Below are 20,585 nucleotides of genomic sequence, written 5' to 3' on the forward strand. Positions count from 1 at the left end.
AGGGGCACGGGAGGAGTCTTCGGATTTCATCGTGCGTGCGGCCCGAAGCGGTGTGAGGGTGCCCGGCCCGGCGCGGTGCGAAGCGGTGCGGGGATGTCGGCCCGGAACGCCGGACGGGCGCTGCCGCCAGGGGTGTTGGCCCCGGCAGCAGCGCCCGCGCCACCCGTGGGGGCGGCTCGCTCTGCGTACGTCAGTGGCGCACCGTACGCGTCTCCGTGACATCGGCCGAGTTGACCAGGATGTACCGGTGGTTGAACTGGACCGTGTAGTACTTCTTGGCCCCGGTGACCACCTTTCCGCCCGTGGGGAAGAAGTCCGCGCTGCCCAGCGGCGGTTGGGCCGCCACATAGGCCTGGCCGGCCGGGATCGCGTAGTTCTTCGCCGTCAGCGGCGCCTGCTTGGACGGGGAGAGTCCGGACGGGTACTCGGACGCGTCCGGGTAGGCCGTGCCGTACACGGGGGCAGCGGTCGTACCGGCGGACTTGATGATCCGGGCGCCCGGGGCGGGCGTGGTGTTGCTGCCACCGGGGTTGTGGATCCAGCCCTTCTGGCCGTCGTACCAGATCGCCGTCCAGTCACCCTGCTGCCCGGCGACGACGAACTGCTGCCCGGCCTGGACGGTGTCGCTCCAGTCGCTGACACCGTCGGTGCCGCCCTTGGCCGCGGGGTCCGAGTGGACGACCGGGTCGAGGACGAGCGGGGCGTCGTCGCTCGGGGCGCTGCGCACGAACAGAGCGCTCGACGGCTCGGTCACCGGCGTGCAGCTCTTGGCCGCACCGGTCGGGTCGTCCGCGGGGCAGACGGTGTACGTCTGCTTGTTCTCGCTGAACCCGGGGGTGATGGTCACGGCGGACCCGACGGGTGCCACGCCACGGGCGCCCTGGTCGAACGGTGCGCCGAGCAGCTCCATGAAGCGCGTCCAGTCCCAGCCGTTGGCCGGGTCCCAGTGCATGCCCGCCAGGGTGGAGTCGGACGGTCCCGGGACGTTGTCGTGGCCCAGGATGTGCTGGCGGTCCAGCGGGATGTCGTACTTGTCCGCGAGGTACTTCACCAGCTTGGCCGTCTGCTCGTACGCCGCCGTGGTGTACCAGTCGGCGCCGTGTGCCGAGAAGCCCTCGTGCTCGATCTGGACGGCGTGCAGATTGCTGTCGTAGTTTCCGTCACCGAACGCGATGTCCTTGTTGGCCACCATCTGGGTGACCGCACCGTCCGACGACCGCATCACGTACTGCGCCGAGGCGCCACCCGGGGTCTGGAAGGTCTTGATGGCCTCGTCGTAGGAGCCCTCGGTGGTGTGGATGATGATCTGGTTGATCTTTATGCCGTTGGCGGGCCGGTCGGACACCTGGCCGTTGGACGGGTCCGCGGCAACGAACTTGCAGTCCATCGACGCCGGGCACTCGGCCTGCGGGGACGAGGTGTCCTTGAGGCGGAGCTTGCTCAGCTGCCCGGTGACCGGCTTCGCCGACGGCACGGCATGCAGGGTGACCCCGGTGGCGGGACCGGTGGACGCGACTGCGGCCTTCGATCCGGCGGGCGCGGTGGCCTTCCGCTTACCGCCCGACTCGATGGTGGCGAACACGTCGTGTACGTACGACGTGGCCGCCTTGCGGTCAGACATCCGGCTGTACTTGGCGATGGCCGCGGTCCACTGCGAGGGGTCGGCGGACGTGCTGCCGGTGAGCTGCTTCTGGTACGAGGCGAGCAGGGCGGCCCCGCCTCGGATGTTGTCCCTCCGGTTGTGCTGGAGCCGGTCGGCCGGGATGCCGGTCAGCTTCGCGGCGGTCCGCAGGGTGTGCAGTTCGGGGTGGTCGGTGAAGGAGGTCAGATCGGAGCGGCCCGACGCGCCGGCCGCGCCGCCCTCGACCATCCGCGAGGTCACATCGGTGAGGTTCATCAGGCCCCAGCCGCCGGTGTCGCTGTAACCGGTGTGCTGCTGCCAGCCGGACTCCTGGTGCGCCACGCCCTGGAGGACGGAGACCGGGACCTTGAACTCCGCGGCGGCCGCGGTGAAGTCGGCCTGCGCGGTCGGCTGCTTCGCGTCGTCCTCGTCTCCCGCCTGGGCGATGGCAGGCAGGAAAGCGAGGGCTCCTGCGGCCAGGGTGCCGCCGAGGACGGCCGCCGGCAGCCATCGCTTCCCTTTTCGCTTGTGCAAGGGGTGTTCCTTCCGTGCAACTGACCCCGGAGCGCGTTCGGCGGGGCGGCTTTCGCTTCGCCCCGGCGCACTCCGGGGAGGGTGGGGGGTGGCGCACGGGGCCTGCTCAGGCACACCGAAGCGAGTGGGGTCTCCCGAGCGGAGACGGTTTTCGGTATCCCGGCGCCATCTGATCATTCAGTTTGTCAGTTTCACATGACGGGGTGAAGAACCGGAGCCGTTCCCTCAGCAAAGTTTCACGCGGACTCCGGATCCGGAACCCCGGGTTCACATTCCTCGGGGGCGGGGTGGGGTGCGTGGCGCCGGTAGGTTGGCGGGATGACGTCCGAACAGATTCCCCCCGGTGGTGTCGTGGTGGCCCCGGAGGAGATCGACGCACGGTGGGCGGAGTGCTGGCGCCCGGAGCAGGTGGCCTCGCTCCTCTCCGGGCTCACCGCGCCCTGGTACGTCGCAGCGGGGTGGGCGCTGGACCTGTTCCGGGGTGAGCAGAGCCGGGAGCACGACGACATCGAGATCGCGGTACCGGCGGGCCGGTTCCCCGAGATCCGCGAGCGCCTCACCGGCGGTCACTCGCGGGGCGGGTTCGCGTTCGACGCGGTCGGATCCGGACGCATCTGGGAGGCGCCTTCGGCCGGCGTACTGGAGGCGACCCATCAGACCTGGCTGCGCGACCGCGCCACCGGGGCGTACCTGCTCGACGTCTTCCGCGAGCCGCACGACGGGGACACCTGGATCTGCCGCCGCGATCCGGCGATCCGGCTGCCGTACTCCGCGGTGATCCGGCATACGCCGAGTGGAATTCCCTATCTCGCACCGGAGTTGGTGCTGCTCTTCAAGGCCGCACGCACCCGTCCCAAGGACGAGCAGGACTTCACCGCCACTCTCCCGCTGCTCTCCGCAGCCCAACGGGCAGCCCTGGAGAATTTCCTGACCCGGGCTCACCCCGGCCACAGCTGGCTGACGGCCCTGCGGCGCGCCACTCCGCCTGCCGGGGGGCACCGCGGGGGCGGCATGCGTTAGCCGGACGTGCTCGCGACGTTGTCCGAGCAGACGGTGTACCCGGTCCGGCCCACCATTACCCCGGACGTAATCGACCCCTCCGCGCCCGCACGGCAGGCTGAGGTCATCCGGGACCCGGGAGGCGTACTCCTCCCGGGCCCCGGGACCAACCGTCCGTACGACCTGCCGGAGGCTGATTCACCATGTCCGTGCACGAGACCGCTGTCGACCGTTACTTCGAGGCGTGGAACGCCGCCGGGCGCCCGGCGGAGACCGCCAGGGCCGTGGCCGCCGCCTGGACCGAGGACGGCAGCTATACCGACCCGCTGGCCGATGTCTCCGGGCACGACGGGATCGCGGCGGTGATCACGGCGGCCGGGGAGCAGTTCCCCGGCTTCGAGTTCCGCAGGACCGGGACCGTCGACGGCCACCACGGCATCGCCCGCTTCGGCTGGGAGCTGGTGTCGCGGGCCGATGGGTCGGCGCCCGTCGCGGGGTTCGACGTGATCGCACTCGCGGAGGACGGCCGCATCCGTACGGTGCACGGCTTCCTGGACCGCGTCCCCGCGGCCTGAGGGGCGCGGGCGGGACAAGCGTGGCCCGCCGGGAGCGGGAGCGGGGGCGCGGGCGGAAGCCGGAGGACGCGGGCGGGACGGGCGGGACTGGTGGGACGCCCGGGAGAGGCCGGCCGGGCCTGAAGCAGACCCGGCCATCCTGAAGCGGACCCGCCGGCATGAAGCGGAGGGGCCTCAAGCGGACCCGCTGGCCCTCATGCGGACCCGTCCGGCCGATGCGAGGCAGAATAGCGTTATGCCTGAATTGCCGGAGGTCGAGTCCCTCACCCGGTTCCTGGGCGAGCACGTCGTCGGCCGTACCGTCGCCCGTGTCCACCCGGTCGCCATCCACGCGCTCAAGACCTACGATCCGCCCCTCACCGCGCTCGTGGGGCAGTCGTTCGACCGTGTGACCAGGCACGGCAAGTTCCTCGACCTCGAAATCGGCGGGGTGCACCTGGTCATGCATCTCGCCAGGGCGGGGTGGGTCCGCTGGAGCGAGCATCTGCCGGAAGCGCCGCCCCGGCCCGGCAAGGGCCCGCTCGCGCTCCGGGTCGGGCTGGACGGGCCGGAGGGCGCGGGATTCGACGTCACCGAGGCCGGTACGCAGAAACGACTGGCGGTCCACGTGGTCCGGGACCCCCTGGAGGTGCCGGGTGTCGCGCGCCTGGGGCCCGACCCCCTCGCCGACTCCTTCACCCTGGCCGCCTTCACGGGTCTGCTGGAGGGCGAGCGCCGCCAGATCAAGGGCGTGCTGCGCGACCAGAGTGTCATCGCCGGGATCGGCAACGCCTACTCGGACGAGATCCTGCACACGGCCCGGATGTCGCCGTTCCGGCTGGCCGCCAAGCTCTCCGACGAAGAGGTGGCCGGGGTGTACGAGGCGATCGGGACGACGCTCGGCGAGGCGGTGGAGCGCTCCAGCGGGCTGGCGCTGCGCAGCCTGAAGGCCGAGAAGAAGAGCGGGCTGCGCGTGCACGGGCGCGCGGGCGAGCCGTGCCCCGTCTGCGGGGACACCATCCGCGAGGTCTCCTACAGCGACTCCTCGATGCAGTACTGCCCCACCTGCCAGACCGGCGGCAGGATCCTGGCGGACCGGCGGATGTCCCGGCTGCTGAAGTAGCGGCGGCGGAGCTCGTCCACCGGTCCGCGACCGCCCCGCCCGGTAATCCGTCGGCCGCACACCACTCATGCGGGCCACAGCCACCCGCACCTCAACCCGTAAGAAATTTCTGCAAGTTGCAGGAAAGTTTTGCGCAATCTCTTGAAGTGCTCATGCCTTAACGGCAGGCTCCTCTCCGTCTCCCCCCACGGCGGCCGTCCGCACCCGGCCGCCCCGGGACACCGCACTGCCCGTACGACGAAGGAGCCGCAACGATGCGCAACCGTCTGATCGGCACGTCCATGACCGGGGTCATGGCCGGCGTCATGGCCGCCGGCGGCCTGCTCGCCCTCTCCCCCTGGCAGGCCCAGCAGGCGCAGGCCGCGCCTCCCGGCGACCGGACCGTCACCGCCACCCTCTTCGAGCGCCCGTACGCGGACGTCGGCAAGATCTGCACCGACTCGCTCGGGCCCGCCGGTTACGGCTACGTCGAGGTCTCGCCCGCCACCGAGCACATCGCCGGTCCCCAGTGGTGGACCTCGTACCAGCCGGTGAGCTACCGGATCGCCGGACGGCTCGGGGACGCCGACGCGTTCCAGTCCATGGTGAGCGCGTGCCACGCGGCCGGTGTCAAGGTGATCGCGGACGCGGTCATCAACCACATGTCGTCCGGGTCAGGCACCGGGACCGGCGGCACGCAGTACAGCAAGTACGACTACCCGGGCACCTACAGCGACGCGGACTTCCACACCTGCCGCCAGGACATCAGCGACTACACCAACCGCGAGAACGTCCAGACCTGCGAACTGGTGGGGCTGGCCGACCTCGACACCGGCAGCGACTACGTACGGTCCACCATCGCGGGATACCTCAGCGGCCTGCGGAAGATGGGCGTCGACGGGTTCCGTATCGACGCGGCGAAGCACATGGCCGCGGCTGACCTCCAGGGCATCAGGGACAAGATGGCCGACCCCGGGTTCTGGGTCTCCGAGGTCATCTACGGCAGCGGGGAGGCCGTACAGCCCGAGGAGTACACGGGTCTCGGTGACGTCGACGAGTTCCGCTACGGCACCCACATCAAGAGCGCCTTCCAGGGCGGTGACCTCGGCGGTCTGCAGAACATCGCGGACGGGAAGCTCGCCGGTGACCAGGCCACCACGTTCGTCGACAACTGGGACACCGAGCGCAATGGCTCGACGCTCAGCTACAAGGACGGCGACACGTACAAGCTCGCCAACGCCTTCATGCTGGCGCACCCCTACGGTTCGCCGAACGTCTTCTCCGGTTACGAGTGGTCCGACAAGGACGCGGGACCGCCCAGCGGCAGTGACGGCTGGACCGATATGCACGCGGACCCGGAGATCACCGGGATGGTCGGCTTCCACAACGCCGTCGGCGACGCGGCCCTGACCGACTGGTGGGCGCAGGGCAGCGCCATCGCCTTCGGACGCGGCTCCAAGGGCTTCGTCGCCCTGAACGACGGGGACGGCGACCTCCAGCAGACGTTCACCACCTCACTGCCCGGCGGCACCTACTGCAACGTCGCCAAGGCGTCGGCGGACGACTGCGCGGGCAACACGGTGACGGTAAGGGACGACGGCAAGGTCACCGCGACGGTCCCGGCCAAGGGCGTCCTCGCACTGGACACCGCCGCCACGTCGTAACCCCCACCACGTCGTAACCCCCGCACGCCCGCGGTCCCCGGCAGGGCGGCGCGGCCGGCCCCTCCCCGGCTGTCCGCGCCGCCCCGCCCCGCCCCGCCCCGCCCCGCTGCCAGGAGGGCGACAGACGCGGCGACTTCGGCAAGGAGCCCGTTCCGCCGGCGGTGCCCTGCCGGTCAGGGCCGGGCGTCGCCCGGTGGCGCTCATGTACTGTTGCCCTCCCCACGCCCGTGGACCGTACCGAGGAGGTGAGCCCCATTACCGCTGTTGCAGGCCGGGCGCTCCCCCTCACGGCCGTGCGGTTCATCTGACTCAGGTGACCGAGGGAGCCCCACAGGTATCCCGAAAGGCTCACATGCCGGTCTCACCGTCGCCGCTCCCGCCCCAGTCGCCTCAGACACCCCACGAACCCCCGGCGCTCCAGGAACCCCAGACCCCTCAGCCGCCCCTGCCGCTCTCCGCCGTCGTCACCACGCTCCGGGCCGCGGGGTGCGTCTTCGCCGAGGACGAGGCGGAGCTGCTTGTCTCCACCGCCCGGGACCCCGCCGAACTGGCCGCCATGGTCGACCGGCGCGTCCTGGGGCTCCCGCTCGAACATGTGCTGGGCTGGGCCGAGTTCTGCGGGCTGCGGGTGGCGGTGGACCCCGGGGTCTTCGTACCCCGCCGGCGCACCGAGTTCCTGGTCGAGCGGGCGGTCGCGCTCGCTCCGCCCGGGGCCGTCGTGGTCGACCTGTGCTGCGGCTCGGGGGCCCTGGGTGCGGCGCTCGCCGCCGCGCTGGACGGAGCCGAACTGCACGCCGCCGACGTCGACCCGGCCGCCGTACGCTGCGCCCGCCGCAACGTCGCCGCTGCCGGGGGCCGGGTGTACGAGGGCGATCTCTACGGCCCGCTGCCCCGGTCGCTGCGCGGGCGCGTCGACATCCTGCTGGCCAATGTGCCCTACGTACCCACCGAGGAGATCGAGCTGCTGCCCGCCGAGGCCCGGGTGCACGAGGCGCGGGTCGCGCTCGACGGGGGCGCGGACGGTCTCGACGTACTGCGACGGGTGACCGCGGACGCGCTGCCCTGGCTGGCACCCGGCGGCCATCTGCTCTTCGAGACCAGCGAACGGCAGGCGCCCGCAGCCGTACGGACGGTCACCGGGGGCGGGCTGTCCGCACGCGTGGCCGACTGCGCGGAGCGGTATGCCACGGTGGTGATCGGGACACGCGGTACGGACTGACGCGCGGCCCGGTCCCCGGTCCGGGGGCCGGGCCGCGCTCTCCAGGCGGCCGTGCGGGAGCAGCCGTTCGGCCGGTGATACGGAGACGCCGGGACAGGGACCGAGTGCTCAGCGACCGAGGCGGATCAGGACGCGCACCATGCGGCAGGTGGCGTCGGACGGCGGGTGGATGCCCGCGAGGGCGGCGGTGGCGCGTATCTTCCGGTTCGGTGCCTGACCGGGGCGGTAGACACCGGTGTCGAGGAGCGCGATGGCCAGACGCATCGCCTTCAGCCTGCGGTTGTGCGAGACATACCAGTCACGTGGCTTTCCTGCGGGCAGCGGCTTCTTGACCAGGGACTGCGTCGGGAACATGGCTACGGCCATCGGCGACCTCCAGGTGCTGGTGACAAGGGCCCTCGCGGACCCTCCCGAACTACCCCTATTTTACTGCCCACCACTGACAGAAGCCCCTGGCCAGAAGGGGTCCGGGCGGTCCCTCGCGTACCTTTGGCCCCATGGAGATCTGGATCAATCCCGCCTGCTCGAAGTGCCGCGGCGCGGTGGACCTGCTGGACGCGGAAGGTGCTTCGTACACCGTCCGCCGATACCTGGAGGACGTGCCGGACGAGGACGACATCCGGGCGGTGCTCGGCCGGCTCGGGCTCGAACCGTGGGACATCACCCGGACCCAGGAGCCGGACGCCAAGGCGCTCGGGCTGAAGGAGTGGCCGCGCGACGCGGAGGCCCGGGACCGGTGGATCGCCGCGCTGGCCGGGCATCCGAAACTGATCCAGCGGCCCATCATCACAACGGACGACGGCACCGCGGTGGTGGCGCGTACGGAGGAAGCGGTACGGGACGCGCTCGGGCGGTGAGCCTCTGAGGGGCGGGCCCCGGGCCTGCGGGTCCGGCACTCCGCTGCCGGGCCGGGGCGGCGGCCCCGGGCTGCGCCCCGGCCGCCTACTCCGGCCGCCGCTGCCCGAGTTGCCGCTCGGCGTCCGCCAGGATCTCGGTCAGCCGCAGGCCGAACCGTACGTCGCACGGGTGCGGTTCACCCGTGCGTACGGCGGTGAGCAGCGCGTCGACCGCGGCGGCGAACGGCACCCGCGCACCGCCACCGCGGCCCTCCGGCAGCACCGCGACCCCATGGGTGCCGCGGAACTCGACGGTGGCGCCCGCCGCTTCGGCGGGCGCGCTCAGGCTGAGCGTCGCCGAACTGGAGGCGCCCGATGTGTGGCGCAGCGCGAGATGGACGGTGTCATCGGCGCCGCCGGCCGCGGTGACCTGCGTCGCGTCGCCGAGCACCGGGAGCAGTACGGAGAGCGCGTGCGGGCCCACGTCCCACAGCCCGCCCTTCTCCCTGCGCCACGGGGACGCCGCGTACGGGCTGTCCGCACCCGGCGAGAAGAGCGCCCCGAGCCACTCCGCGCGGCCGGTGAACCAGCCGTCCAGGGCGGCCTGTCCGGCGATCCACTCGGCCACCCCCGGGGTGAAGCGCAGGGTGCAGAAGACCACGGACGCGACGCCGGAGCGCTCGGCCGCCGCCACGACCTCCTGTGCGCCGCCGACCGTCGTGGCGACCGGTTTGTCGAGCAGCAGATGGCAGCCGGCCGCGGCCGCGGAGGCCGCGAGCGGGGCCTGGACGTCCGGCGGGAGGGCGAGGGCGACCGCGTCGCTCGCCGCGAAGAGCGCCTCCGTATCGTCGTATGCGGTCGTCCCGTGCTCGGCGGCGAGAACACGCGCCGCGTCGGGCCTGCGCCCCCAGACGCCGCTGAACTCGATCTCCGGATGGTCCGCGAGCGCGGGGGCGTGGGTGGATTGGGCCCAGGGGCCGGTACCGAGCAGACCGATGCGCGGCCTCGTACGAGATGGCTTCGTCATACCGGCCAGTGTCGGCCATCGGATCCGGCGCGGACCGTGAAACACCCCGCTCACGGCCGGGCAACGGCCCGGAGACCGCGGATCGCGGTGCCGCGTCCTCGGGAGCTGCTGGGGCCGTCAGCCCCGCCGGGCCTGCGCCCCCGGACCGTTCCTTTGCCGGGAGCCCCTGCTGCCGCCCCGCCGTATCTGGTTCAATGGGCACATGGCCCGCCAGCAGAACACCTCGACCGGTCGCTTCGACCTCGAACCGTTCTGGCCGTCCCGTCAGCACCATGACTTCGACCGCGTGTGTTGCCGTGCGACCAAGGCGCCGGCTCTCTAACGCCTCTCTCCTCTCGAAGCCTTCGGCCGGCGCGCACGACGTACGTCCCTCGACGACCTCTCCGCGCGAAAGAGCTGACCCTTCATGGCTGACACCCGTTCCTTCTCCGCAGTGACCGCCGCGCCCGCAGCGACCGCCGCCTCTCTCCCCTCCCCCCGGCACCGGCTGCGCTCCGTCGACCGTGACGAGGTGGTCACGGTCGCCGACTTCCTGCCGCCCGGTGCCACCTGGCTGCCCGCGCCCCAGCACACCCTGCCCACCGTGCCGGGACAGCCGCCGATGGTCGGCTATCTGGTGCTGGTGCCCGCCGACCACCAGCCGGGACCCGTGCCCGCGCCCGCCGCTTCCGACGGGCCGGTGCGGATCGACAGCGAGGAGCGCACCGCTTCGGTGGACGGGCGGACGCTGGACCTCACGTATCTGGAGTTCGAGCTGCTCGCCCATCTCGTCGCGCACCCCCACCGGGTGCACAGCCGCGACCAGTTGGTGACCACGGTGTGGGGGTACGGGCATGTGGGCGACGGCAGAACCGTCGACGTCCATGTGGCCCGGCTGCGCCGCAAGCTGGGCGCCGAGCACCGGCAGACGATCCGTACGGTGCGCCGCGTCGGGTACAAGTACGCGCCCTGATCGGCCGGGCCCCTGCCGGGGCCCTCGGCGCGTCGGGTCCCCCGGTGCCCGGAACCCCTCGGCGCGTCGCCGTCGGCCGATTCGCCTCACCCGCCGCGAACCGCGGTGCGGGGGCGGGGGTGGTGCCAGGTACACCCCGAACCCGGGGGTGCGGGCCAGTGCCACCGGCGCCCCGGTACGGCCACACTGGTGTCCGGGCCGGCGACCACCCGGCCAGGGACGGGAGGGACACCGATGAGGGCGGACAAGGCACGCGACGCGGGGGTGGCGGCCGTACGGGGCCTGGCGCTGACCGGGATGGCTCTCATCGGCTCGATCACGCTCTTCACCCTGGTCGTCACATCGATCGCGCTGATCCCGGTCGGTGTCGGGATCCTCACCACACCGGCCCTCCTCGGTCTGGTCCGGGCGCACGCCGACCGGCGCCGGCTGCTGGCCGCCCAGTGGGCGGGCATCCGAATCCCGGTCATACCCCGGCCGCGCTCTCAGCGCCCGCGCTCCGGCCCGGTCGGTCGGGTGGAGCGCTGCAAGGTGCTGATGCAGGACCCGGCCACCTGGCGCGATCTGCGCTGGCTGCTGATCGACATGACGGCGGGCGCGATCACCGCGCTGTTGCCGGCGTCGCTGTTCGGCGAGGGGCTGTTCGGCATCCTGCTCCCGCTCGGGCTGTGGAGGCCGATCGTCCGTGCGGGCGGCGGGTACTGGTACGAGTTCGTCCGGGTCGACGGCTGGAGCACCGCAGCGCTCGCCGCCCTGGTGGGGATCGGCTGGATCGTGGTCGGACTGCGTTACGGGCCGCAGCTGATCCGCGCCCACTTCCGCGTCACCCGGTCGGCGCTGGCCCCCACCAGGGAGGCCGAGCTGGGCGAGCGCATCGACCGGCTCACCGCGACCCGCCATGACGCCGTGGACAGCTCGGCCGCCGAACTGCGCCGTATCGAGCGGGATCTGCACGACGGCGCGCAGGCCAGGCTGGTGGCGATGGGCATGAATCTCTCCACCGTCGAGGCGCTGATAGAGAAGGACCCGGCGCAGGCCAGGAAGATGCTGTCGATGGCCCGGGAGTCGTCGGCGGAGGCCCTGACGGAGCTGCGGGACCTGGTGCGCGGGATCCACCCGCCGGTGCTCGCCGAACGCGGACTTGAGGACGCGGTCAGGGCCCTGGCGCTGCGGCTGCCGATGGCCACCGCGGTCGAGGTGGACATGGCGGGCCGCGCGGAGGCGCCGGTCGAGTCGGCGGCGTACTTCGCGGTCAGCGAAGCCCTGACGAACGCCGTCAAGCACGCGGGCGCGGACCGGATATGGGTCGACATCCACCACACCGGGGGGATGCTGCGGCTGTCGGTCACGGACGACGGCCACGGGGGTGCGTCCGTGGGAAGAGGCTCAGGGCTGAGCGGAATCGAACGCCGGCTGGGTACATTCGACGGCGTACTGGCCGTCAACAGCCCGGTGGGCGGTCCGACCATGGTGACGATGGAGATTCCGTGCGCGTTGTCCTCGCCGAAGACCTCTTCCTGCTGAGAGACGGCCTGGTCCGGATGTTGGAGGCGTACGACTTCGAGATCGCGGCGGCGGTCGCCACCGGACCCGAACTGACCAGGGCACTCGCGGAGTTGGAGCCGGATGTGGCCGTGGTCGACGTGCGGCTGCCGCCGTCCCACACGGACGAGGGCCTCCAGTGCGCCCTGGCCGCCCGGCGGGCCAGACCAGGACTGCCGGTGCTGGTCCTGTCGCAGCACGTCGAGCAGCTCTATGCGCGTGAGCTGCTCGCGGACGGCACGGGCGGGGTGGGATATCTGCTGAAGGACCGGGTGTTCGACGCCGACCAGTTCATCGACGCGGTACGCCGGGTCGCGGCGGGCGGCACCGCGATGGACCCGCAGGTGATCCAGCAGCTGCTGTCCCGGCACGCCCAGGACAGACCGGTGGGCAGCCTCACCCCGCGTGAGCGGGAGGTCATGGAGCTGATGGCGCAGGGGCGTTCCAACGCCGCCATCGCGGGCCAGCTCGTGGTGACCGAGCGGGCGGTCGCCAAGCACACGTCGAACATCTTCGGCAAACTGGGCCTGCCGGTGTCCGACGACGACAACCGGCGGGTGCTCGCGGTGCTCGCCTATCTCGACCAGGGGTGACCGGCGCCGCGCGGCCCGGCCCTGCGGGGTCCGGCCCCGCAGGGCCGGCCCGTCGTCCGTCTACCGGTGGCGGGTGACCCGTACGCCGGTGACTCCCAGCAGCCCGGCCAGCGGGACCCGTGCCGAGGTCTGGTCGGGGGCCACCGCGAGGTTCTGGGCGCGCAGCAGGTTCAGCAGCCGCTCGGCCAGGGGCATGACCATGTGCCGTCCCCAGCAACGCTCGTTGGCGTGGCCGAAGGGCAGGTATCCCGGGTGGTTGTCGGGGTCGGCCCCGGTCCACCGGTCGGGGCGGAACGTGTCGGGGTCGTCCCAGATCGCGGGAGAGCGGTGGGTCAGCAGGGGGAGCATCAGGACGTCGTCCCGCTCGCCGATCCGGTCGTCCAGGGCCGCGAACTCGGGCGAGGCCACCCGCAGCAGGTTCCAGGACGGCGGCAGCAGCCGGAGCGTCTCCAGCAGGATGTCCCGATTGGACACGTCGTCGGCGAAGGGTGAGCCGAGCCAGAGCGCGTTGGCGACCAGGGTGGAGACCGTGAAGCAGATGGGCGCCGCTGCCCGCCGGTACATACCCATGGCGTGGCGCCGGCCCTCGTAGGTCCCGGCCTCCGCGGTCAGCTTCGCCAGATGGGAGACCGGCGCGTCCGGGCCGGGGCTGCCGGGCAGCGCGGCGCCCGTCCCGATGACGGTCCAGGTGAGTGCCGTCGTCCACTCCAGTCTGCGGTCCATGAGCGCCCGGTACCGGAGGGGATCCGAACCGAAAACCAGGTCTCGCAGATAGATATGGCCCACGTGCGGCCATTCCCCGGAGAGATCGACCCCTTCAGGATCCTGCTTTTTCAGTGCTGTTTTGACGTCCTGCGAGATGGCGCGCATGAGCGCGGATGATTCCGGCCGGGTGATGGACCTCCCCTTGAGGGGTTTGAACGTCGGCCGCTCGAATTCATTCGCCGGTCTACTGCGCAGTATTTCATCGATCAGTTCGGGCCCTGCAACGCCAACGGTTCCGGGATCCAGACGGAATGCGTCCGCACCCCGGTGCTTGCGCAGGAGATCGTCGATTCTCGGCGTGAAGACCGTGGTCCGGGCACTTCTGGCCGTACCGGAAATGTTCATCGGAGATCTCCAAGGAGCAAAAGGCAGGAGCAAAAGGCCGTTGCCCGGCGGAACCGTTGCCGGGCAACGGTTCCGCCGGGCACAGGACGAACAAATGCGCAGATCAGTACCAGATGTACCAGGCGTACGACTTCAGGCTCTTCTCCGGCCTGATCTTGTTCTTGAGGGAGTGAATGAGCTTCATGACAGCACCTCCGATTGACGGCGAACTGACTGGTCCGGATTTGCCAACCCGGCGGCAAAAGTGAATCCCAGCAGGCAAGTTACGTCAACGTGAGGCAGATCACTCACCGGTACCGCCACTTTATATGTTTCGTCCCCCGCGGACCGAGAACAACGGCCAACGGAACAAACATGACCTGTCCGGGGCGCGTTGACACCCGGATTCAGGGCGCGCCAATACCCAGAACCCGGGACCGTCAATCCTGCGGCCGGGCGGGCCGAAAGGTGGAACCGGGGGGCTTCTCCGCACTCATACCGTGCGCCCCATTGCTCCACCCCCTGCTCGTCATTACCGTGCGCATGCATCTGTCATCGCACGGACCGTCAGCAGCAGTGACGCACCAAGTGACGCGCAATACGAGGAGTGCCGATGCACGAGCTGTCCAGACGTACGCTGCTGAGCACCGCGGGAGCGATCGGCGCCGGCGCCGCGATCGGCGCGCGGACCCCGGCCGCGGCGGCCGTCCCCGCACCCGCCGCCCGGCCCCGGAGCCTCTCCGCCGCCGCCCCCGAGCCACTCGACACCGGTCCGGCCCGCGCGGCCCTGAAGCGTCTGCTGCCGCTCCACGCCGACCAGTTCACACTGACCCCGCTGACCGGCGGGGAACGCTTCCGGGTCACCGGCTCCGCGGGCCGTATCCAGGTCGCCGCCACCAGCCCGGCCGTGGCACTGACCGGCGTCCACTGGTACCTCAAGTACGTCTGCCGGGCGCACATCTCGTGGAACACCTCGCAGCTGGACCTGCCCGGGCGACTGCCCGCCCCCGGCAGAGGCGTCCAGCAGTCGGCGACCGTCCCGCACCGCTTCGCCCTCAACGACACCCACGACGGGTACACCGCGCCGTACGCGGACTGGGCGCACTGGGAGCGGACGCTCGACGTGCTCGCCCTGCACGGCTGCAACGAGGTCCTCATCACGCCCGGCCAGGAAGCGGTCTACCACCGGCTCCTCCAGGACTTCGGATACTCCGACACCGAGGCCCGCACCTGGCTGCCCGCCCCCTCCCACCAGCCGTGGTGGCTGCTGCAGAACATGAGCGGCTACGGCGGCCCGCTCTCCCCCGCCCTGATCGACCGGCGCGCCGCCCTGGGCCGGAAGATCGCCGACCGGCTGCGCGAGCTGGGCATGCACCCGGTCTTCCCCGGCTACTTCGGGACCGTCCCCGACGGGTTCCCCGAGCGCAACCCCGGGGCCGCCGTCGTCCCGCAGGGCACCTGGAACGGGCTGCGGCGCCCCGACTGGCTCGACCCGCGGAGCGAGGTGTTCGACCGGGTCGCCGCTGCCTTCTACCGGCACCAGTCCGAACTCTTCGGCGACGCGGCGCACTTCAAGATGGACCTGCTCCACGAGGGCGGCACCCCGGGTGACGTCCCGGTCGCCGACGCCGCCCGCGCCGTCGAGACCGCGCTGCGCACCGCACACCCCGACGCCACCTGGGTCATCCTCGGCTGGGGCGTCAACCCGCGCGCCACGCTGCTCGACGCCGTGGACAGCGACCGGATCCTGATCGTCGACGGCCTCTCCGACATCGACACCGTCACCGACCGTGAGAAGGACTGGGGCGGCGCGCCGTACGCCTTCGGCTCCATCCCGGACTTCGGCGGCCGTACGACGATCGGCGCCGACACCGACCGCTGGACGGAGAAGTTCACGGCCTGGCGCGACAAGCCGGACAGTGCCCTGGCCGGCACCGCGTACATGCCGGAGGCCGCCGAGCGCGACCCGGCCGCCTTCGAGCTCTTCAGCGAACTGGCCTGGCGCACCGAGAAGATCGACAGGGCCGCGTGGTTCGACCGGTACGCCGGGGTACGTTACGGCGGTGACGACCGCGCCGCGCGGCAGGCGTTCGCCGCGCTCGCCACCACCGCCTACCAGCTGACCACCACCGATGGCCGCCCGGTCGACTCGCTCTTCGCCCGCCGGCCCAGCCTCACCGCCTCCGTCAAGTCCGCCTTCGACCCAGCCGGTTTCGACACCGCGTTCGCCGCGCTCCTCAGGGTCGGGGCACCGCTGCGCGGCTCGGACGCGTACCGCTACGACCTCACCGATCTCGCCCGGCAGGCGCTCGCCGACCGGGGCCGGATCCTGCTGCCGCAGCTGCGCTCCGCCTACACGGGCAAGGACACCGCCGCCTTCCGTGAGCTGTCGGCGCTCTGGCTGAAGCTGATGCGGCTCGCGGACACGCTGGCCGGCTGCCACCGGGCGTTCCTGCTCGGGCCCTGGCTGGAGGAGGCCAAGCGGTTCGCCACCAGCCCCACCGAGGTGGTGCAGCTGGAGTGGACGGCCCGCACCCTCATCACGACCTGGGCCGACCGCGCCGCCGGCCATCTCAGCAACTACGCCAACCGCGACTGGCACGGGCTGCTCAGCGATGTCCATCTGCCGCAGTGGCAGGAGTACCTGGACGAACTGGCGTCGGCGCTCGCCGACGGCCGGGAGCCGAAGACCTTCGACTGGTACCCCGGCGAGGAGTCCTGGACCCGCCGTACAAACACCTATCCGGTCGCGGCCACCGGTGACGCGTACCGCATCGCGCAGCGTGTCCACGACACCCTGGCCACCGCCCCGTACCAGGGCACGGCCACCGTCTCCGCCCGGCCGGTGGCGTTCACGCCGGGCAGCACCGGCACGGTGACGGCCGGTTTCCGCAACCTCAACGGGCTGCGGGCGACCGGCCAGGTCGACTTCAGCCTGACCGGCCTGACCGCGCAGCCGAAGGGCGCCACCTCGCTGGAGAGCGTGGCTCCCGGCGCTTCGGGCTCGGTCTCCTGGCAGGTCACCGCACCCTCCGAACCGCTGACCTCCCCGCTGCGCCCGATGCCGTACACGCTGCTGACCCGGTTCGGGCCGCAGGGCGGGAAGCAGGTGGACGTGCGGGAGCGGAGCGCGGTGTATGTGGCCGCGCCGCTCGCCGCCGGGTGGCGGACGTACACCGGCAACGACGCCGTGTTCGGGCAGCTGGGCGAGCGGCTGGCGATCAACGGCGGCGGACAGGACCTGTGGAAGGGCACCACCCAGTTCGGCACCGCGTTCCGCGCCGGAGCGATGACCGACGGCACGAGCGTCACCGTACGGGTGGACTCCCAGGAGGACACCGGGACCTGGGCCCGGTGCGGTCTCGTCGTACGCAACAGCCTGGACGCCCCGGGCTCGGCCGGCTTCCTGAACCTGGCGGCGACACCCGGCCAGGGGATCGTGCTGTCGTACGACACCAACGGCGACGGCGCGCTGGACACGTACAAGCGCGTCACCGGGATCAAGGCGCCGGTCCTGCTGCGGCTCTCCCGGGCCGGCACCACGTACACCGGCTCCTGCTCGACGGACGACGGGGCCTCCTGGCGCACGGTCGCCACCGTCGGGGTGCCGAGCGCGGCGGGCAGCCAGGACGTGGGAATCTTCATGAGCGCGACGAACGGCGGGAACGGGGCGCGCGGGACCGTCGAGTTCAGCGGCTGGTCGCTGAGCTGACCGGCGCCGGGGGCCTCCGCGCGCCGCGCCGGGCGGCGGGGCCTCCGGTGACCATCCCCGGATTCGTTCGTTCTGCTCAATGTGCCGCCACTGGATCTCAACCGCCGCTCCGCGTCCGATGCCGCCGATGTCGATGCCGGACAGGCCGGGGCCGCACTCGTCGAGCACTACCCCCGGCTGGTTCGGCTGGCGTATCTGATCCTGCCGCCCTCGCTCGGCCGCAACCGCCGGGTGCTCACCGCGCACGCCCTCGCACAGCGGGCGCTGCCGCGCGGACGGCGGTCCGGTGCCGCCGAGCCCCTTCCGGCGCCCCGCCGTGCGGACGGCTGCGATCCGGCCTACGCCTATGTACGGGGCCGGGTGGTGGCGGCGGCGCTCGATGTGGCACGGCCCCGGCGGTGGAACGCCTGGCCCCGCCGCGCCCAGCTGCCCCCGCTGCTGCCCCAGGTCTGGGGACTGCGGCTCTTCCCGAAGTCCGGCGGCGCCGATGAACTCGCCCTGGACCAGCGGCTCTCGGCCCTCTCCGGACCCGCACGCGCCGCGTACGCGCTGCGCGGTCTCGAAGGGCTCGACGACACCCGGGTACGGCGGGTCCTGGAGGCCGCGGGAGTGGCCGACCCGCGGACGGCGCTCGACCGGGCGGACGGCCCGGCGGCGCAGCACGGACTGCTGGCATCCGCCGCTTTCGACCCCTGCTCGCTGCAGGCCAGGCCGACCGATCTGGTACGCCGCAGACGCCGCGGCGCGGGTGCGCTGGCCGCGGCGGCGGCCGTGCTGGTGTGCGGGGCGCTGCTCGTCCTTCCGGCCGGTGGTCTGGGCGCCGGGCACCACGCGGCGCCGGCCGCCACCGCGAGTCCGGTCTCCGCGCGGGCGCTGGATCCGGCGCGGCTGACCCGGGTCGCGGGGGCCGCCTGGAAGTCCTCGGCCCGTACCGACTTCTCGGTGTGGCCCGCGCGCGGCGACCGCACCGGCGATCCGGCGCTGCTCCGGCGCGCACTCGCCGTCTGGGCCGGACCCGGAGACTCCGTACAGGTGTCGGCGACCCCCGGCACCCCCACCGGGCCGCCGATGGGCGCACCTCAGCTGCTGTACGCGGGCACGGTGGACGACGCGGTGGTGGTGCTGTTCTACGACGGGCTGCGGGTGGTGCGGTACGCCGAGGCGAAGGACGGCGGCGGAGGCGCGGCGCTGGACTTCGCGCGGGTGGACGGCGCGGACGAGACCGCGTCCGATGCCCTGGTCGTCGGCCGGACCGACGGCAACGTCCGCTATCTGACGGCGCCCTGGGTGCACGGCGCCGGGGTACGGGACCTGCTCGCCCCGTCGAAAGAGGTGCGGCCGCTGGCCCGCTCGGCCGACGGCGTCACCGATCCGGTGCCCGGCCCGGGTCTCTCCCGTAACTGCACCTCCTGGAACGCGCTGGCGCTGAGCGACGGCGCGGGCACCCATCTGCTGACCGACCTGGGCGAGCTGCCCCCGGCCCGGCTGCTGGCAGGCCCGCCCGCCGGGCCGCACGATGTGCGCGGCGCGGCGGATCTCGCGAGCTGGGCGCACACCGCCTGTCTGCTTCCCGCGGTCCGCTCGCACGGCGTACGTACCGTGAACTCCTGGCAGTTCGCGGCGCAGCAGCTGCCATCCGACGGCGGTCTCGCGGCCTGGCTCTGCACCCGCGCGGAGACCTGGTCAGGGACCGGGACCCGGGTGTTCGCGCAGTTCCGGGTCCCCGCTCCGGAAGGCGGCCGGGGGCCGGACACGGTGGTGGCCCGCGCCGAGAACTCGGCGGCCTGCGGCAGGCGGCAGCCGCAGGTACTGGCAGGTGTGCTGTGGAAGTCGCACGAGGGCCAGTGGTACGTACTGGCCGCGGGCAGTGGGCAGTTCGCGTCGCTGGCCACGACGGGCGGCGTCACGGGCAGCGCGGACGGACGGCTGCTCGCCGTGCCGGCGAAGCGGGGCGCGAAGGCACAGCTGACCGGACGACTCACGGACGGGACCCGCGTCGGGGCGCTGCGGTGACGGAGCGGAGGCGGTGACGCAGCAGAGGCGGGGTGCGGCTGACGTTGGGGTGCGGCTGAGGCGGAGGTGCGGCTGAGGCCCGTCCGGCCGGGCAGCTGTGCACAGGCCCTGTTCCCCGGCCGTACCCGTCGGTACATTGACGCCATGTCTAATACGCAGCCCGTCCCGGTGGCTTCGGAGCACATAGCGCTCAAGGCCCGCAAGGTCTCCTTCGACTGGGCGGACACCCCGCTGCACTGGGTGCCCGGCGACCCGTTCACCACCCACACCATCAATGTGCTGCACCTGCTGCTCCCGGCGGGTGAACGCTGGTTCGTGCACGTCTACAAGCAGGTGCTGCCGCTGATCCGGGACGAGCGGCTGCGCGAGGACGTCATCGGGTTCATCGGCCAGGAGGCGATGCACTCGCAGGCGCACGACGACGTGCTCCCCCATCTCGCGGCGCAGGGGCTCGACCCCACCCCGTACACCGCCCAGGTCGACTGGCTCTTCGAGAAACTGCTCGGCGACCGGACGCTGCCGCCCGGCCGGGCGAGCCGGTGGTGGCTGCGGGAGCGGGTCGCGACGATCGCCGCGATCGAGCACTACACGGCGTTCCTCGGCGACTGGGTGCTCAACGCGGAGGCGCTCGACCGGCGCGGGGCCGACCCCACCATGCTCGATCTGCTGCGCTGGCACGGCGCCGAGGAGGTCGAACACCGGTCGGTCGCCTTCGAGGTCTTCCAGCACATCGACGGCGGCTACCGCCGCAGGGTCCGCACCTGGGCGACCGCCTTCTCCGCACTGGTCTTCCTCTGGCAGCGCGGCGTCAGGTTCTTCATGGAGAACGATCCGCTCCTGGTGGACGGCCGGGCGAGCCTGCGGGCCTACCACCGGCGCGGCAAGCAGGGGCTGCTGCCCACCACCGGGGCCATCGCCCGGTCGGTGCCGGGCTATCTGAGCCGTACGTACCACCCCTCGCAGGAGGGCAGTACGGCGCAGGCCGTCGCCTACCTCGCGCACTCCCCCGCCGCGAACGCCGGACCCCCGACCACCGCGGACTCCGGGCCCTCCGCCGCATCGGACTCCGGGCACTCCCCCGCCGCATCGGACTCCGGGCACTCCCCCGCCGCGAACGGAGCGCACTGA

General features: G+C 72.2%; 17 protein-coding genes. 12 read left to right on the top strand and 5 right to left on the bottom strand.

Annotation, left to right across the window (positions count from 1 at the left end; translation table 11 throughout):
- Window positions 1-190: 190 nt before the first annotated feature.
- Complete coding sequence (locus ACWGKJ_RS29765) at window positions 191-2,155, bottom strand: N-acetylmuramoyl-L-alanine amidase (protein WP_385027349.1); 1,965 nt, start codon at window positions 2,153-2,155, stop codon at window positions 191-193.
- A 318-nt stretch (window positions 2,156-2,473) separates the two neighbouring features.
- Here ACWGKJ_RS29765 and ACWGKJ_RS29770 point away from each other — a divergent pair, with 318 nt between their 5' ends.
- From ACWGKJ_RS29770 to ACWGKJ_RS29790, 5 genes are all read left to right on the top strand, one after another.
- On the top strand, window positions 2,474-3,175 hold the full coding sequence (locus ACWGKJ_RS29770; RefSeq protein ID WP_385027352.1) for a nucleotidyltransferase domain-containing protein: 702 nt from the start codon (window positions 2,474-2,476) through the stop codon (window positions 3,173-3,175).
- Between the two features lie 182 nt (window positions 3,176-3,357).
- Window positions 3,358-3,729 (top strand): nuclear transport factor 2 family protein, encoded by a 372-nt coding sequence (locus ACWGKJ_RS29775; protein WP_385027355.1) that lies wholly within the window; start codon window positions 3,358-3,360, stop codon window positions 3,727-3,729.
- Between the two features lie 235 nt (window positions 3,730-3,964).
- Window positions 3,965-4,831: an Fpg/Nei family DNA glycosylase gene (locus ACWGKJ_RS29780; RefSeq protein ID WP_385027358.1), complete on the top strand. Its 867-nt coding sequence runs from the start codon at window positions 3,965-3,967 to the stop codon at window positions 4,829-4,831.
- A 254-nt stretch (window positions 4,832-5,085) separates the two neighbouring features.
- Complete coding sequence (locus ACWGKJ_RS29785; RefSeq protein ID WP_385027360.1) at window positions 5,086-6,474, top strand: alpha-amylase; 1,389 nt, start codon at window positions 5,086-5,088, stop codon at window positions 6,472-6,474.
- 352 nt (window positions 6,475-6,826) lie between these two features.
- Window positions 6,827-7,693, top strand: a complete 867-nt coding sequence (locus ACWGKJ_RS29790) for a putative protein N(5)-glutamine methyltransferase (RefSeq protein WP_385027363.1) — start codon at window positions 6,827-6,829, stop codon at window positions 7,691-7,693.
- Window positions 7,694-7,801: 108 nt separating this feature from the next.
- Here ACWGKJ_RS29790 and ACWGKJ_RS29795 read toward each other — a convergent pair whose 3' ends face one another.
- Window positions 7,802-8,059: a hypothetical protein gene (locus ACWGKJ_RS29795; protein WP_385027365.1), complete on the bottom strand. Its 258-nt coding sequence runs from the start codon at window positions 8,057-8,059 to the stop codon at window positions 7,802-7,804.
- Between the two features lie 131 nt (window positions 8,060-8,190).
- Between ACWGKJ_RS29795 and ACWGKJ_RS29800 the strand changes: the two genes are divergently transcribed.
- Window positions 8,191-8,550 (top strand): ArsC/Spx/MgsR family protein, encoded by a 360-nt coding sequence (locus ACWGKJ_RS29800; RefSeq protein WP_385027368.1) that lies wholly within the window; start codon window positions 8,191-8,193, stop codon window positions 8,548-8,550.
- A gap of 85 nt (window positions 8,551-8,635) precedes the next feature.
- On the opposite strand, the gene ACWGKJ_RS29805 is transcribed toward ACWGKJ_RS29800, so the two are convergent.
- Complete coding sequence (locus tag ACWGKJ_RS29805) at window positions 8,636-9,556, bottom strand: Gfo/Idh/MocA family protein (RefSeq protein WP_385027371.1); 921 nt, start codon at window positions 9,554-9,556, stop codon at window positions 8,636-8,638.
- 406 nt (window positions 9,557-9,962) lie between these two features.
- Between ACWGKJ_RS29805 and ACWGKJ_RS29810 the strand changes: the two genes are divergently transcribed.
- From ACWGKJ_RS29810 to ACWGKJ_RS29820, 3 genes are all read left to right on the top strand, one after another.
- Window positions 9,963-10,508, top strand: coding sequence for a winged helix-turn-helix domain-containing protein (locus ACWGKJ_RS29810; RefSeq protein ID WP_385027374.1), 546 nt, complete (start codon window positions 9,963-9,965; stop codon window positions 10,506-10,508).
- Between the two features lie 234 nt (window positions 10,509-10,742).
- A complete protein-coding gene (locus tag ACWGKJ_RS29815) occupies window positions 10,743-12,032 on the top strand; it encodes a sensor histidine kinase (RefSeq protein WP_385027377.1) in 1,290 nt (429 codons plus the stop codon).
- Window positions 11,996-12,643, top strand: coding sequence for a response regulator transcription factor (locus tag ACWGKJ_RS29820; RefSeq protein WP_385027380.1), 648 nt, complete (start codon window positions 11,996-11,998; stop codon window positions 12,641-12,643). Before ACWGKJ_RS29815 ends, ACWGKJ_RS29820 begins: the two co-directional genes overlap by 37 nt.
- 60 nt (window positions 12,644-12,703) lie before the next feature.
- Here the strand turns inward: ACWGKJ_RS29820 and ACWGKJ_RS29825 are convergent, their stop codons facing one another.
- Together ACWGKJ_RS29825 and ACWGKJ_RS29830 are read right to left on the bottom strand one after the other, a co-directional pair.
- On the bottom strand, window positions 12,704-13,753 hold the full coding sequence (locus ACWGKJ_RS29825; protein ID WP_385027383.1) for a cytochrome P450: 1,050 nt from the start codon (window positions 13,751-13,753) through the stop codon (window positions 12,704-12,706).
- Between the two features lie 103 nt (window positions 13,754-13,856).
- Window positions 13,857-13,937 (bottom strand): tryptorubin family RiPP precursor, encoded by an 81-nt coding sequence (locus tag ACWGKJ_RS29830; protein ID WP_371540459.1) that lies wholly within the window; start codon window positions 13,935-13,937, stop codon window positions 13,857-13,859.
- 408 nt (window positions 13,938-14,345) lie between these two features.
- On the opposite strand from ACWGKJ_RS29830, the gene ACWGKJ_RS29835 reads away from it, so the two are divergent.
- The 3 genes from ACWGKJ_RS29835 (at window position 14,346) to ACWGKJ_RS29845 (ending at window position 20,585) form a co-directional block, all read left to right on the top strand.
- Entirely contained in the window at window positions 14,346-17,444 is a 3,099-nt protein-coding gene (locus tag ACWGKJ_RS29835; protein WP_385027386.1) for an alpha-N-acetylglucosaminidase, read from the top strand.
- A gap of 72 nt (window positions 17,445-17,516) precedes the next feature.
- A complete protein-coding gene (locus tag ACWGKJ_RS29840; protein ID WP_385027435.1) occupies window positions 17,517-19,457 on the top strand; it encodes a hypothetical protein in 1,941 nt (646 codons plus the stop codon).
- Between the two features lie 144 nt (window positions 19,458-19,601).
- Window positions 19,602-20,585, top strand: coding sequence for a metal-dependent hydrolase (locus tag ACWGKJ_RS29845; protein WP_385027389.1), 984 nt, complete (start codon window positions 19,602-19,604; stop codon window positions 20,583-20,585).

The sequence above is a fragment of the Streptomyces sp. NPDC054757 genome (assembly GCF_053612185.1).

What these genes read in the sequence shown, in the direction of transcription:
- ACWGKJ_RS29775 (WP_385027355.1), top strand. Translation starts at nt 3,358, where the DNA reads ATGTCCGTGCACGAGACCGCTGTCGACCGTTACTTCGAGGCGTGGAAC.
- ACWGKJ_RS29800 (WP_385027368.1), top strand. Translation starts at nt 8,191, where the DNA reads ATGGAGATCTGGATCAATCCCGCCTGCTCGAAGTGCCGCGGCGCGGTG.
- ACWGKJ_RS29770 (WP_385027352.1), top strand. Translation starts at nt 2,474, where the DNA reads ATGACGTCCGAACAGATTCCCCCCGGTGGTGTCGTGGTGGCCCCGGAG.
- ACWGKJ_RS29785 (WP_385027360.1), top strand. Translation starts at nt 5,086, where the DNA reads ATGCGCAACCGTCTGATCGGCACGTCCATGACCGGGGTCATGGCCGGC.
- ACWGKJ_RS29805 (WP_385027371.1), bottom strand. Translation starts at nt 9,556, where the DNA reads ATGACGAAGCCATCTCGTACGAGGCCGCGCATCGGTCTGCTCGGTACC.
- ACWGKJ_RS29795 (WP_385027365.1), bottom strand. Translation starts at nt 8,059, where the DNA reads ATGGCCGTAGCCATGTTCCCGACGCAGTCCCTGGTCAAGAAGCCGCTG.
- ACWGKJ_RS29790 (WP_385027363.1), top strand. Translation starts at nt 6,827, where the DNA reads ATGCCGGTCTCACCGTCGCCGCTCCCGCCCCAGTCGCCTCAGACACCC.
- ACWGKJ_RS29780 (WP_385027358.1), top strand. Translation starts at nt 3,965, where the DNA reads ATGCCTGAATTGCCGGAGGTCGAGTCCCTCACCCGGTTCCTGGGCGAG.
- ACWGKJ_RS29830 (WP_371540459.1), bottom strand. Translation starts at nt 13,937, where the DNA reads ATGAAGCTCATTCACTCCCTCAAGAACAAGATCAGGCCGGAGAAGAGC.
- ACWGKJ_RS29835 (WP_385027386.1), top strand. Translation starts at nt 14,346, where the DNA reads ATGCACGAGCTGTCCAGACGTACGCTGCTGAGCACCGCGGGAGCGATC.
- ACWGKJ_RS29815 (WP_385027377.1), top strand. Translation starts at nt 10,743, where the DNA reads ATGAGGGCGGACAAGGCACGCGACGCGGGGGTGGCGGCCGTACGGGGC.
- ACWGKJ_RS29810 (WP_385027374.1), top strand. Translation starts at nt 9,963, where the DNA reads ATGGCTGACACCCGTTCCTTCTCCGCAGTGACCGCCGCGCCCGCAGCG.
- ACWGKJ_RS29825 (WP_385027383.1), bottom strand. Translation starts at nt 13,753, where the DNA reads ATGAACATTTCCGGTACGGCCAGAAGTGCCCGGACCACGGTCTTCACG.
- ACWGKJ_RS29845 (WP_385027389.1), top strand. Translation starts at nt 19,602, where the DNA reads ATGTCTAATACGCAGCCCGTCCCGGTGGCTTCGGAGCACATAGCGCTC.